10 protein-coding genes, 1 tRNA gene and 1 pseudogene are annotated in these 12,585 nt (G+C 69.2%); 4 read left to right on the top strand and 8 right to left on the bottom strand.

Annotation, left to right across the window (positions count from 1 at the left end; genetic code table 11):
- Window positions 1-173: 173 nt before the first annotated feature.
- Together ACX80W_RS15035 and ACX80W_RS15040 are read right to left on the bottom strand one after the other, a co-directional pair.
- Complete coding sequence (locus ACX80W_RS15035) at window positions 174-638, bottom strand: Hsp20/alpha crystallin family protein (protein WP_459284677.1); 465 nt, start codon at window positions 636-638, stop codon at window positions 174-176.
- Window positions 639-907: 269 nt separating this feature from the next.
- Window positions 908-984: transfer RNA gene (locus ACX80W_RS15040), tRNA-Val, on the bottom strand.
- 233 nt (window positions 985-1,217) lie between these two features.
- On the opposite strand from ACX80W_RS15040, the gene nhaA reads away from it, so the two are divergent.
- The gene (gene nhaA, locus ACX80W_RS15045; protein ID WP_459284679.1) at window positions 1,218-2,588 is read left to right on the top strand and encodes a Na+/H+ antiporter NhaA; all 1,371 of its coding nucleotides are present in this window, start codon (window positions 1,218-1,220) and stop codon (window positions 2,586-2,588) included.
- Here nhaA and ACX80W_RS15050 read toward each other — a convergent pair.
- Together ACX80W_RS15050 and ku are read right to left on the bottom strand one after the other, a co-directional pair.
- Entirely contained in the window at window positions 2,585-2,830 is a 246-nt protein-coding gene (locus ACX80W_RS15050) for a hypothetical protein (RefSeq protein ID WP_459284681.1), read from the bottom strand. The genes nhaA and ACX80W_RS15050 overlap by 4 nt on opposite strands.
- On the bottom strand, window positions 2,830-3,669 hold the full coding sequence (gene ku, locus ACX80W_RS15055) for a non-homologous end joining protein Ku (protein ID WP_459284683.1): 840 nt from the start codon (window positions 3,667-3,669) through the stop codon (window positions 2,830-2,832). The genes ACX80W_RS15050 and ku overlap by 1 nt, the downstream gene beginning before the upstream one ends.
- A gap of 68 nt (window positions 3,670-3,737) precedes the next feature.
- Here ku and ACX80W_RS15060 point away from each other — a divergent pair, with 68 nt between their 5' ends.
- A complete protein-coding gene (locus ACX80W_RS15060) occupies window positions 3,738-4,232 on the top strand; it encodes an SRPBCC domain-containing protein (protein WP_459284685.1) in 495 nt (164 codons plus the stop codon).
- 48 nt (window positions 4,233-4,280) lie between these two features.
- On the opposite strand, the gene ACX80W_RS15065 is transcribed toward ACX80W_RS15060, so the two are convergent.
- From ACX80W_RS15065 to ACX80W_RS15075, 3 genes are read right to left on the bottom strand one after another with little or no spacing between them, the layout of a single operon-like run.
- Entirely contained in the window at window positions 4,281-4,880 is a 600-nt protein-coding gene (locus tag ACX80W_RS15065; RefSeq protein ID WP_459284687.1) for a transcriptional regulator, read from the bottom strand.
- Window positions 4,877-5,941 carry a PEP/pyruvate-binding domain-containing protein gene (locus ACX80W_RS15070; RefSeq protein ID WP_459284689.1) on the bottom strand — a complete coding sequence of 355 codons (1,065 nt, stop codon included), beginning with the start codon at window positions 5,939-5,941 and terminating at the stop codon, window positions 4,877-4,879. The genes ACX80W_RS15065 and ACX80W_RS15070 overlap by 4 nt, the downstream gene beginning before the upstream one ends.
- Entirely contained in the window at window positions 5,938-6,309 is a 372-nt protein-coding gene (locus tag ACX80W_RS15075) for a hypothetical protein (RefSeq protein ID WP_459284691.1), read from the bottom strand. Before ACX80W_RS15075 ends, ACX80W_RS15070 begins: the two co-directional genes overlap by 4 nt.
- Window positions 6,310-6,464: 155 nt before the next feature.
- Between ACX80W_RS15075 and ACX80W_RS15080 the strand changes: the two genes are divergently transcribed.
- Both ACX80W_RS15080 and ACX80W_RS15085 read left to right on the top strand, forming a co-directional pair.
- Window positions 6,465-8,954: an ATP-dependent DNA ligase gene (locus ACX80W_RS15080; RefSeq protein WP_459284693.1), complete on the top strand. Its 2,490-nt coding sequence runs from the start codon at window positions 6,465-6,467 to the stop codon at window positions 8,952-8,954.
- A gap of 48 nt (window positions 8,955-9,002) precedes the next feature.
- A pseudogene (locus ACX80W_RS15085) lies at window positions 9,003-11,390 on the top strand (phosphoketolase family protein); the annotation flags it as partial.
- A gap of 38 nt (window positions 11,391-11,428) precedes the next feature.
- Here the strand turns inward: ACX80W_RS15085 and ACX80W_RS15090 are convergent.
- Window positions 11,429-12,541: a GTP pyrophosphokinase gene (locus ACX80W_RS15090; RefSeq protein WP_459284695.1), complete on the bottom strand. Its 1,113-nt coding sequence runs from the start codon at window positions 12,539-12,541 to the stop codon at window positions 11,429-11,431.
- Window positions 12,542-12,585: the final 44 nt, after the last annotated feature.

The following is a 12,585-nucleotide window of genomic DNA, read 5'->3' on the forward strand; positions in this document are numbered from 1 at the left end:
CCCCATGGACCCCATCGCCTAGGCTGTTGCTTCCTCGGTCTCGGCGGGGTGCATTTGGCCCGTGAACACCAGCTTTTCCATTGCGACCGCGCTCCGGTCCCAGTCTTTGCTCTCCCCCACCCCCCCCCCTCCCCCCCCCCCCCCGGCCCGGGAAGGGGACGGCGGTGCGGCTTTTAGGCCTCGACCGTCTTCTGTCCGGTTCCGCCCTCCACGGACTCGCCCTTGACGGCTTCGGAATCCGTCCCCGACATGATCTCGATCTTCCGCGGCTTGGCGCGCTCGGTGACGGGGATGTTGACGCTCAGCACGCCGTTTTCGTAACGGGCCGAGATGGCATCGATGTCGATCCCCTGGCCGAGGTTGAGCTGGCGGAGGAAGGATCCGCTCTCGCGCTCGCGGGTCAGCCACTTGACCCCTTCGGCACCGCGGAGGGTGCGCTCGGCACGGATGGTGAGCAGCTGGCCGTCGACGTCGATATCAACGGATCCCGGATCGATGCCGGGAAGGTCGGCGGTCAGGATGTAGTGGTCGCCCTCGCGGTACAGGTCCATGGGCATCAGGCGCAGCCCCTGCCGGGGATCGAGCAACGCACCGGCGACGCGGTCCAGTTCCCGGAATGGGTCGAACTTCATGGCCATCAGAAAACAACTCCTTCGCACAACGGCCACCGACAGTGGTGGGTTCTTCATCCTTCAGGGTTGAGCGCCCCTCGCTCAACCCGCAATTAAATTAGCACTCTCAGGAGGAGAGTGCCAAGTGGTAAGTGCGCTTTTTTTCGAGGTCCTGGCAGGCGGGGCGGCACGGTGGGCAGCAGGCGGTGGACCAGTCGTCAGCCGGGATTGGGGTGCCGCCGCAGAGGGGGCTTAAAAAGCGCAGCCCTCCCGGAGGAAAACTGCGGGAGGGCGCATGGTGCCTGCGCGGGGCCTCGATCCCCGGGCCTTCCGCGTGTGAAGCGGATGCTCTACCAGACTGAGCTACACAGGCAAATGGTTCTCCAATAGCTTAGGGCATTTCCGGCCCGCTCCAAACCCGGCCTCCCGGAAGGACCGCGGGGCGGGAGCCTGCCCGCTGCACGCCGCCGCGAAGCGGCCCCGGACCACCGGCGGCGGCGTGCGGGCGGTTTCCCGGCGCCGGCACCCCACGGTAGGCTGGATGGTGGTGAGCCGGGAAGTCTGGTCGGCGCTGTCTCAAGCGACCGTCGACCAAAGGAACCCCCCGTGTCCACCACCCCCTCCCCACCTCCAGGCCCCTCCAGCGACGCCACGGCCAAGCGGGTCTTCACCCGGGCCAGCTATCCCGAACACCTGCGGATCTCCTCAATCCTGCGCAAGGAGACGGTCGGTGGTGCGCTCCTGCTCCTGGGCACAGCCCTGGCGCTGATCCTGGCCAACTCCCCGGCCGCCGACAGGTACTTCGCCCTGCGGGATGCAAAGTTCGGCTATGAACCGCTGCACCTCGAACTCAGCGTCGGCGCGTGGGCGGCCGACGGCCTGCTGGCCATCTTCTTCTTCCTCGCCGGCCTCGAACTCAAGCGGGAGTTCATCGCCGGGGACCTGCGCCGCTTCGACCGGGCCATCGTGCCGGTGGCCGCCGCGGTGGGCGGCGTCGTGGTGCCCGCGCTGATCTACGTTGGGGTGATCCTCGGCAGCGGCTCCGAGGCCCTGCGCGGATGGGCCATTCCCACGGCCACGGACATCGCCTTCGCCCTGGCGGTACTCGCCGTCGTCGGGTCCCACCTTCCCGGAGCGCTGCGGATCTTCCTGCTCACCCTGGCCGTTGTGGATGACCTGATCGCCATCGGCATCATCGCCTTTTTCTACTCCGGGACCATCGCCGCGGCGCCCCTGCTGCTGGCGGCGCTTCCGCTCGCCCTCTATGCGTTCCTGGCCCACCGGTTCTCTCGGTTTTTCCAGCACCACGCAATGGCGCCGTGGCTGATCCTGCTGCCCCTCGGTTTTCTGGTGTGGGCCCTGGTGCACGCCTCCGGGGTCCACGCCACCGTGGCGGGGGTGCTCCTGGGCTTCGCGGTGCCGGTCCGGCCCCCGCGGAAAGCCCGGCCCGGGGGCTCGGCCGTGCCGGACGCCGAGGGGCTCGCCGACACGATGGAGCACCGTCTCCGCCCCCTGTCGGCGGGTGTCGCCGTCCCGGTCTTCGCCTTCTTCTCGGCGGGGGTGGCGATCGGCGGAGCCGAAGGGTTCCTCGGCGCCATCACCGACCCGGTCGCCGTGGGCATCGTCCTGGCACTGGTCGTCGGCAAGCCGATCGGCATCCTGTTGGCCGTCTGGCTCGTGACCAAGGCCGAAAAGGCGAACCTCGATCCCGACCTGTCCTGGGTGGATATCGCCGGGGCCGCCCTGCTGGCCGGCGTCGGGTTTACCGTCTCCCTGCTCATCGCGGAGCTCGGCTTCGGCCAGGGCACCGCGGAGGACGACACCGCCAAGGTCGCCGTGCTGGCCGGCTCCCTTGTCGCCGCACTCGCGGCGGCCGTTGTCCTGCGCTTCCGCAACCGCCACTATCGGCAGATCGCGGCCAAGGAGGCGGTGGACGCCGACCGGGACGGTGTACCCGACGTGTTCGAGGAACGCTAGCGCCGCACCAGCCAGGCCAGGGTCAGCGCCCCGGCCGTGCGCCGGAACCCGCTGTCGCCGCACAGGGCCTCAAACACGGCCCAGAGGGCGAGGGCGCTGGTGCTGGCCCGGCCAAGCACCCGCCGGTTTTCGTCCTTCAATGCCATGAAGGACGCCGCGCCCAGCCCCACCCAGGCCAGGATCAGGGCGTTGGGTGGCTGCGCCACCGCCTGCCGGCCGTTGGAGTCGGTGAAAAATCCCATCACGCGCCCTTCTTCTTTGAGCTGCCGGCGTCCTTCTTGCCCCCGGACTTCTTCTCCCGGTTCTTCTCGAGGCTGCGCCGCAGGGCTTCCATGAGGTCAAGGACATTGGCGGTATCGTCCTCGTCGCCCGACGCCCCGAAGGTCTCCTCGGTGCTTAGGGTGTCGCCCTTCTCGATCTTGGCGTCGATGAGCGTGCGCAGCTGCACCTGGTACTCATCGGTGAAGTTCTCGGGGTCAAAGTCGGTCGAGAAGGATTCGACGAGAGCCGCCGACATCTGCTTTTCCTTGGCGGAGATGCGGACCTTCTCCTCGAGGGCCGGAAAGGAAGCCTCGCGGACCTCGTCATCCCAGAGCAGGGATTGCAGCATCAGCACGTCCCCGCGGACCCGCAGCGCCCCGAGCCGGCTCTTCTGCCGCAGCGAGAACTGGACGACCGCCGTCCGGTCGGTCTCTTCGAGGGTCTTCCGCAGCAGCACATAGGCCTTGGTGGAGGCCGAATCGGGTTCGAGGTAATAGGAGCGGTCGTACATGATCGGGTCGATCTGGTCGCTGGGGACGAACTCCACGACCTCGATCTCCCGGCTTTTCTCCACCGGAAGGGAGTTGAGGTCCTCCTCCGTCAGAACCACCGTGTGCTCGCCGTCGTCGTAGGCTTTGTCGATGTTCTTGTAATCGACAACCTCACCGCAGACTTCGCACCGGCGCTGGTAGCGGATGCGCCCGCCGTCCTTGTCGTGGACCTGGTGGAGGCCGATGTCGTGGTCCTCGGTGGCGCTGTACACCTTGACAGGCACGTTCACCAGCCCGAACGCGACCGCTCCCTTCCAGATGGCTCTCATGGAACAAGTGAACACCACCGGCGGCGCACCTAGCCAGAGCCGGTTTTCCCGCGGTCTACGATGGATAGGTGACTTCCTCCACCGCAGAACCGACTGTCAGCCGCACCACCACCGACGACGGCGCCTCCGCGCTGCGCTTCGAGATGCGGTTCGCGTTTCCGCCGGCGGTGCTGTGGAAGCACCTGACGGATCCGGGCAAGCTCAAGTACTGGTTCCCCGCCGAGATGGACATCCTGCCGCGCAAGGGCACCGAGGTGCGGTTCTCCCTCAAGGGCCAGCGCCCGCTGCGGGGGACGGTCCTTGAAGCAGAGAAGCCTTCCCTGCTCGCCTTCACCTGGGACAAGGAGACGCTCCGCTGGGAACTCGAACGCGATGACGCCAAGGGATGCCGGATGGTCCTGTCGGTCACCGTCCCCGACGCTTCACGCTTTGCCACGACCGCTGCCGGCTGGCACCTGACCCTTGCGGGCCTCGACGACTACCTCAATGAGCGCAGCCTGGGGCAGGACCCGGCCCTGTGGGAGGTCTATGTGGACCGCTACCGGAAGCAGCTCTCCGCCTAGGCCGTTCTTCGAACCCGCGGGCCGGGGCACGGGCCGCCGTCTCGATGGTCAGCGCGGTATGCCGAGGGTGGCCAGAAGGTCCTCGTGCAGCTCGAACCAGACCCGGTGCGCCGAGTCCCGGTCGGTTCCGCTGATCCAGGCCGTCTCCTGCCGGGCGCGCTCCACGGCAGCCGAGAAGCGTTCGTGGTACCCGCCGAAGCGGGCCAGGCCTGCGCTCAGGCGGGCCTCGATCCCGGCCAGGCCGTCGGCAGCACGGGTTAGGTCGGGCAGCACCTGTCCCAGATCGGCGGGAGGTTGGGCCAGGCCCAGTTCGGTCAGCTGCCAACGGGTGCATGCGGCTGCGACAAGGTCGTTCAATGGACCAAACCCATCCAGGATGCCGCTAACCACAGGCCGTGTCCCGGTGGCGTCGAGTTCGGCGGCAAGCAGGTGCTCACCGCGGGCCTTGCCGGCCTCGGTCAGCGACCAGCCGCCCTGGTCCGCGAACCGGGTCCAGGTCACCTGCCCGGCTGCCTTGGCTTCCAGCAGCAGCGCGCCGACCAGTCCAGCCCCGAGCCCCGTGCGGGCGGTGACTCGGTTGGTTGTGGCGTATCCCAGGACGCGCACGGCATGCAGGACGAGCAGGTCGGGGGGACTGGCCGCGCTCACGGCTCCTCCAGCAGGGAGATCAGTCCCGTTGAGCCGTTCACGAGGACCAGGGCACCCTCGGGCAGGTCGGCGGTCTCGGGCACGTCGGTGACGGCCGGGATGCGCAGTTCGCGGGCAACGATCGCGGCGTGCGCGAGGATCCCTCCTGACCGGGTCACCACCGCGGCCGCCCGGGCCAGCACCGAAGTCCAGGCCGGCGATGTGGCCTGGCAGACCAGCACGTCACCGGCTTGGAAGCGGGCGAAGTCGTCGAGGCCGGAAAGCTTCCGCACCCTCCCGCGCCCGGTGCCCGGGCTTGCCGCAGTCCCTGCGGCAAGGACCCTACCCGGGCTGTCCTGCGGTTCCGCGGGCGGAGCCGTGCCGGTGGTGATGGGACGGGACTGCAGCACCCACAGCACCCCCTCGGCGTCCAGCGCCCACTCGATGTCCTGCCCTCCACCGAGCAGCCCCTCGACCCGCTGAGCGAGGCCAATGACCGCCCGCGCCTGCGGCGTAGAGAGCACGTCGGACGTCCCTGAGCGGCGCGGGGCAGCCCGGGCCTCAGCCTGCCAGCGCTGAGGGACCGCACGGCCCGCCACCAGCGGCGCGCCGAGTCCGCGTACAGCCTCAACCACGGTTGTCCTGGCACCGGTGACCGGATGACGGGTGAACGCCACCCCGGCGGCCACCGGCGCCAGCATCGGCTGCACGAGCACGGCAACGTCGCGCGCGCCGGCCCGGCCGGTCGCTGCCGCATAGGCAGCCGCCGCCGGCCCGCTGGCAGCCACCTGGCGCACCGCCTGAACCAGGTCAGGGGCGGACACGTCCAGGAGCGTGAGGTACTGCCCGGCGAAGGAAGCCCCGGTCGAGTCCTCCCCGGCGGCCGAGGACCGAACCGCGAACCGCGACCCGCCCAGCTGCTCCAGCGCCAAGGGCAGCTCCCGCTCCCACCCGCCGGCGGCGACGTCGGGAACCACGAACCCGTCAGGAACCGTGACCCCGGCCCGGGACAGGCGCCCCAGCGTCGCCGCCTTCGCTCCGCACGATGAATCGGCCTCGACCAGCCGCACCGGAGTCCTCACGCCTGTGCCAGCCGGTCCAGCACGCGGGCCATGCGCTGCTGCGCGGCCTGCCCGGAGCCCAGTCCGAGCACGCCCGCGATCTGCTGGAAGGTCATTCCCGCACCCCGGGCCGCGAACAGCAGGCCCGCCTCAACCTGGTCGAGCTCGGCCCTCGCCGAGGCCAGCAGCCCAAGCCCCGCAGCCACGATCTTCCCGTCGGCATTCACGTCCGCGGCCCTCCATGCGGCCAGACGCACCAGATCGGCGTCACTGCCCGGCTGCCCCTCGTGCTGCCAAGGCCGAACCCCGAGATCCCTGGCACCTGCCTGTCCGAGCACCTCCCGGTAGGAATCGAGAACAGCCGCATGGACCTGATCGTGAGAAGTCATTGACCCATCCCAAGGCATCAACGCGGCGTTGTCAACATACCGTTGATCCATCTCGTGTCGGGCTCCGTGAAAGGTCCAGCGGGCCGCGGTGCCGGGGGAGTCACGCGCCCGCCGGAACACTGGCGCTCCCCAGCCATCCAGATAACACTTGGGGAATGGCTCCAAACTCCCGCCAGCCGCAGACGGTCAGCGTCGACGGCCGCCCACTAAGGCTCTCGAGCCTGGACAAGGTGCTGTACCCGGAGACCGGCACAACCAAGGCCGATGTCCTTGCGTACTACGCGGCGGTGGCCGGACCCCTGATCCGGCATGCCCGCGACCGGCCCGCCACCCGCAAGCGCTGGGTGCACGGCGTGGGGACCCCCGACGCCCCGGGCCAGGTCTTCTTCCAGAAGAACCTCGACGCGGCCGCTCCCTCGTGGATCCCACGCCACCCGATCCGGCACAAGGACCACACGAATGTCTACCCGGTGGTCAACGACCTCGCCACCCTCACCTGGTTCGGGCAGATCGCCGCCCTCGAGGTCCACGTGCCCCAGTGGCGGTTCGGCCCGCACTCCGCGGTCACCAATCCCGACCGGATGGTGCTCGACCTCGACCCGGGGCCGGGGGCCGGCCTGGGCGAGTGTGCGGAGGTGGCCCGGCTGGCCCGGGCGATCCTGACCGGGATGGGCCTCGAACCGTGGCCGGTGACGAGCGGGTCCAAGGGCATCCACCTGTACTGCCGGCTTGACGGGAGCCTGACCTCCGACCAGGTCTCCGGCGTCGCGCACGAACTGGCCCGCGCGCTCCAGGCCGACCATCCCGACCTGGCGGTCAGCGACATGAAGAAGTCGCTGCGCGGCGGGCGGGTCCTGGTGGACTGGAGCCAGAACAACAGGAACAAGACGACGGTTGCCCCGTATTCGCTGCGCGGGCGCTTCCACCCCACTGTGGCCGCGCCGCGCACCTGGGCCGAGCTCGACGACCCGGGCCTGGCCCAGCTCGACTACCGCGAGGTCCTCCGGCGCGTCGCCGAGCAGGGGGACATCCTCGCCGGGCTCGATCCCGATCCGCAGAACCCCGGCGGAGCACCCGGTACGGGCGGCCCCGTACCGGACCGCCTGGCGCAGTACCGGGCGATGCGCGACGCCGGCAAGACCCCGGAACCCGTGCCCGATGCCGTCGGAGCGCCCGGGGGAAACAGCTTCGTCATCCAGGAGCACCATGCCCGGCGCCTCCATTACGACTTCCGGCTTGAGCGCGAGGGCGTCCTCGTCTCGTGGGCCCTGCCCAAGGGGCCGCCCGCGACACCGGACAAGAACCACCTCGCGGTCCAGACGGAGGACCATCCGCTTGAATACGGCAGCTTCGAGGGGAATATTCCTCGAGGGGAATACGGCGCGGGGGACGTAACCATCTGGGATGCGGGGACCTATGAACTCGAAAAGTGGCGCGAGGGCAAGGAGGTCATCTGCACCCTGTACGGAAAGGAGGATGGAGGCCTGGCCCGCTCGGGCAGTCCGATCCGGCGTTACGCCCTGATCAACACCGGCGGTTCCGGCTCGGGGGCGCGGAACTGGCTCATCCACCTCATGAAGGTCCAGCCGGCTGCGGCCTCCGCCGGCAGGTTGGCTCCCGTGGATTCCGCCGTGCCCGTCGGACCCGCCGACCCGGCCGCGCCGGCGCGGACCGCCGACCCCGACTTTGTCCCGCCCATGCTGGCGACGCTGGCCTCCTCGACCGCCCTGCCCGATGAGTCGGACTTCGCGTTCGAACTGAAGTGGGACGGGGTGCGCGCCATCGCCGTGGTGAAGGACGGCGGCGTCCGGCTGATCAGCCGCAACGGCAACGACATGAGCCGGCTCTACCCCGAACTGGGCGATCTGGCCGACTACGTGCACGCAGACACCGCCGTGCTCGATGGCGAGATCGTGGCCCTGAATCCGGCCGGGCGGCCCGATTTCGGCCTGCTGCAGACCCGGATGAAACTCACCTCCGCCTCTGAGATCGACGCCGCGCGGACAAGGACCCCGGTCCGGCTTATGCTCTTCGACCTCCTGGACCTCGAGGGCACCTCCCTGCTCCCGCTCGGCTACGGCAACCGCAGGGAGCTCCTCGAACGGGCCGTCAGCCCCCCGGAGGATGGCCACGTGCAGGTTCCGGGGGAGCTTGAGGCGACCCTGGCCGAAGCGGTCGAGGCCAGCAGGGGCCTGGGGCTCGAGGGAATTGTCGCCAAGCGCCGCAACAGCCCGTACCGGCCCGGTACCCGGACGGAGGCCTGGCTGAAGATCAAGCACCAGCGCACCCAGGAGGTGGTGGTGGTGGGCTGGCGGCCCGGCAAGGGCAACCGCGCCGCCAAAATCGGATCCCTGTTGGTCGCGGTGCCCGACGGAGTGAACCTTAAGTACCTCGGCCGGGTCGGCTCCGGACTCACCGACCGCGAGCTGGCCGAGGTGGGCGGACGGCTCAAGAAGATGGCCCGCAAGACGGCCCCGCTGCCCGACGTCCCCGGGCCCGACGCCGCGGATGCCCGCTGGGTGCGGCCCGTCCTCGTCGGCGAGGTGCAGTACAGCGAACGGACCGGCGGCGGCAGGCTGCGGCACCCCGTCTGGCGCGGCTGGCGGCCGGACAAGAAACCCTCCGATGTGAACGTCGAGAACTGAGAACCGGCCGGCGGAGGAGTCTCCCCGGCGTCGCCCCACCCGAGGAGGAACACCATGCCCGGTCCCGATTTCGAGAAGCTCGACGCCTGGTGGCGGGCCGCGAACTACATCTCCGTCGGCCAGATCTACCTCAAGGACAACCCGCTGCTGAAGCGGCCGCTCGAAAGCGGCGACGTCAAGGCCCGGCTGCTGGGCCACTGGGGCACCACCCCGGGCCTCAATTTCGTCTACGCCCACCTGAACCGGGTGATCGCCGAGCAGCAGCAGGCCATGCTGTTCGTGACCGGCCCCGGGCACGGTGGACCGGCCAATGTCGCCAACGCCTGGCTGGAGGGCACCTATTCCGAGGTGTATTCCCACATCGGGCGGGACGAAGCAGGCCTGAAGGACCTTTTCCACCAGTTCAGCTACCCCGGAGGGATCCCCTCCCACGCCGCCCCCGAATCACCCGGCTCCATCCACGAAGGTGGCGAACTCGGTTACGCCCTCGTCCACGCCTACGGCGCCGTGTTCGACAACCCCGACCTCCTCGCCGTGGCCGTCGTGGGCGACGGGGAAGCCGAAACCGGGCCGCTGGCGGCAAGCTGGCACTCCAACAACTTCCTCAACCCCGCCCTCGACGGCGCCGTGCTCCCGATCCTGCACCTCAACGGCTACAAGATCGCCAACCCCACGGTGCTGGCCCGCATGCCCGAGGACCAGCTGCGGCAGCTGATGTCCGGCTACGGCTATGAGCCGCACTTCGTCACCGTCAGCGACCCGCGCGCCACCGCGCAGGCCCACCGGGATTTCGCGGCGGCCCTGGACGAATGCCTCGCCCAAATCCGGGACATCCAGCAGCAGGCCCGCTCGGGTGGCGAGCTTCCGAAGGGCACCCCGCGCTGGCCCATGATCGTGCTGCGCTCGCCCAAGGGCTGGACCGGGCCGGCCGTTGTGGACGGCAAGCCGGTCGAGGGCACCTGGCGCTCGCATCAGGTGCCGCTGTCCGAGATCCACACCAACCCGGAGCACCTGCGCCAGCTCGAGGAGTGGATGCGTTCCTACAACCCGGACGAGCTTTTCACCGGAACCGGGGAGCTGCGCCCCGATCTCGCCGCCCTCGCGCCGGAGGGCGACCTGCGGATGAGCGCCACCCCCTATGCCAACGGTGGCTGGCTGCTGCGCGACCTCAAGCTGCCGGCGTACGCCGACCACGCTGTCGAGGTGAGCTCGCCGGGCAGGGACAAGGCGAGCCCGATGATCACCGTCGGCGGCTACCTCCGGGACATCATCGAGGCCAATCCCACCAACTTCCGTGTCTTCGGGCCCGACGAGACGGCGTCGAACCGGCTTTCGGCGGTCTACGAGGTCACGGACAAGGCGTGGCAGGCGCGGATCGAGGAGGTCGACGAGCACCTTGCCCGGTCGGGGCGGGTGCTTGAGGTGCTCAGCGAGCACCTCTGCCAGGGTTGGCTCGAGGGTTACCTCCTCACCGGCCGGCACGGGGTGTTCAACTGCTACGAGGCGTTCGTCCACATCGTCGATTCGATGTTCAACCAGTTCGCCAAATGGTTGAAGGTCCACCAGGACCTTTCCTGGCGGCGCCCGATCGCCTCCTTCAACTACCTGCTCTCAAGCCACGTCTGGCAGCAGGACCACAACGGGTTTTCCCACCAGGATCCGGGGTTCATCGACCACGTGGTGAACAAGAAGGCCGACGTGATCCGCGTCTACCTGCCGCCGGACACCAACACCATGCTCGCGGTGACCGAACACTGCATGCAGACCCGGGATACCGTCAACGTGATCATCACCGGCAAGCAGCCCAACCCGACGTGGCTTGGCCCGGAGGAGGCGCACCTGCATGTGAAGCGCGGCATCGGGGTGTGGGACTTCGCCGGGCGCGAGGAGGCAGGGTCGGATCCCGACGTCGTCCTGGGCTGCGCCGGGGACGTGCCGACGCTCGAAACCGTCGCGGCGGCGGGACTGCTCAAGGCCGGCATCCCGTCGCTGAAGATCCGGGTGGTCAACGTGGTGGACCTGATGCGCCTGCAGGACGACACCGAGCATCCGCATGGCCTGCCGGGGCGGGCGTTCGACAACCTGTTCACCACGGATCGGCCGGTGATCTTCGCCTACCACGGCTACCCGTGGCTGATCCACCGGCTGACCTACCGCAGGGCCAACCACGCCAACCTCCACGTCCGCGGCTACAAAGAGGAGGGAACCACCACCACCCCGTTCGACATGGCGATGCGGAACCAGATCGACCGGTACCAGCTGGCCATGGACGTCATCGACCGGGTCCCCTCGCTCGGCTCGACCCAGGCGGCCCTGCGCCAGGGCCTGCAGGACCAGCGGGAGCGCGCGTGGCAGCACACGCGCGACGCCGGCGAGGACGCGGACTTCATCACCGGCTGGACCCTCGACGAATCCTCGCCCGACGACGCCGCCTGACGGCGGCTAGGGGCGGACGCGGCTCCGCCGGGGCAGGATCAGCGCCCGCTCTCCTGCAGCGCCCGGTAGTTCTGCATTGAGCGCATCCTGCGCTGCAGGCTGTCCCGGCGCGGAGTCGATTCCGCGTCGGGAGCCTCGGCCGTGAGGTCGATGTGGCGCTGGCCGTAGTGCCACAGCAGCATGTCATCGAGCAGCCGGTCGGGGCCGGGCGAGTACCGGTGGTCCAGGGCCCGCCGCACCGTGGTGATCGTGTCCGCCTGCAGCAGGGCCACCAGTTCAATGGTGGTGCGGAGCCCGTGGGCGGCAAGGAGTTCGGCAGCCCACCCCCAGTTGTCGTCGGCCTTGCGGTCCACGTGCGGCAGCAGGGTCTGCCAGATGTGCCGGATGCGGTTGGGGGTCAGGGGCGCGCTGCCCTCACCGGCCTCGTCCCAGAACCCGGTCACCGTCTCGTAGCGTTCGTGCAGTTCGGCGAACGCGGACTCGACGGTTTCGAGCATGGCGGCCGTCCCGGTGAACTGCCTGTCGAAGTAGGGGCTCCACGCCTTCGGGTTGGCGGCCTTGAAGCGGATGTCGTGTTCGATCTCGGACCATGCGTGCGCGAGGACCGTGCGGACCTGCACTTCGAAGAGATAGCTGCCGCCGGCCTTCGAGTCGGGATCCAGGGCTTGCTGGTAGAGCCGGACGACGTCGTTGTGGATGCTGCGCATGATCAGGTGCCGGCTCGAGTACCCGTAGGTGCCCGACTCGATGGAGCCGATGTCCTTCTCGCGGTCCCCCCGGCAGTCGAAGTCCTGCCGCTGGCGTTTGATGAGGTTCGCGGCGAGGTCCACCTCGTGCGGCAGGGTGGTGATGACCCGGATCCCCACCAGGTCGATGAGGTTGCGCAGCGGGTCGGGGAACACGAGCGCGGGCACCGCCCCCGGCTCGGCGGGGGCGAGTGTCCGGGAGGCCTTGTCGCGGAAGGACTCGACGGTCTTGGTGCGTGCGGTGACGAACAGGGGCCGCAGGTCCGAGGCGTCGAAGATCCCGGAGATGCTCCGGCGCATTTCCTCGGTCACCGCCTCAAGCTGGGGGCGCACGCGCGCGAACTCCCGCGTCGACGCTTCGACTGCGGGGCGCAGGCGGTCGTCGAGATCATCCCACGCACTCACTGAAGCCTCCTTGTTGCGGCGTTTCTGCCATCCTAGCCGCCGCC

The organism is Arthrobacter melezitosi, assembly GCF_054511055.1.

What these genes read in the sequence shown, in the direction of transcription:
- ACX80W_RS15035 (WP_459284677.1), bottom strand. Translation starts at nt 638, where the DNA reads ATGGCCATGAAGTTCGACCCATTCCGGGAACTGGACCGCGTCGCCGGT.
- ACX80W_RS15050 (WP_459284681.1), bottom strand. Translation starts at nt 2,830, where the DNA reads ATGGGATTTTTCACCGACTCCAACGGCCGGCAGGCGGTGGCGCAGCCA.
- ku (WP_459284683.1), bottom strand. Translation starts at nt 3,669, where the DNA reads ATGAGAGCCATCTGGAAGGGAGCGGTCGCGTTCGGGCTGGTGAACGTG.
- ACX80W_RS15075 (WP_459284691.1), bottom strand. Translation starts at nt 6,309, where the DNA reads ATGACTTCTCACGATCAGGTCCATGCGGCTGTTCTCGATTCCTACCGG.
- ACX80W_RS15080 (WP_459284693.1), top strand. Translation starts at nt 6,465, where the DNA reads ATGGCTCCAAACTCCCGCCAGCCGCAGACGGTCAGCGTCGACGGCCGC.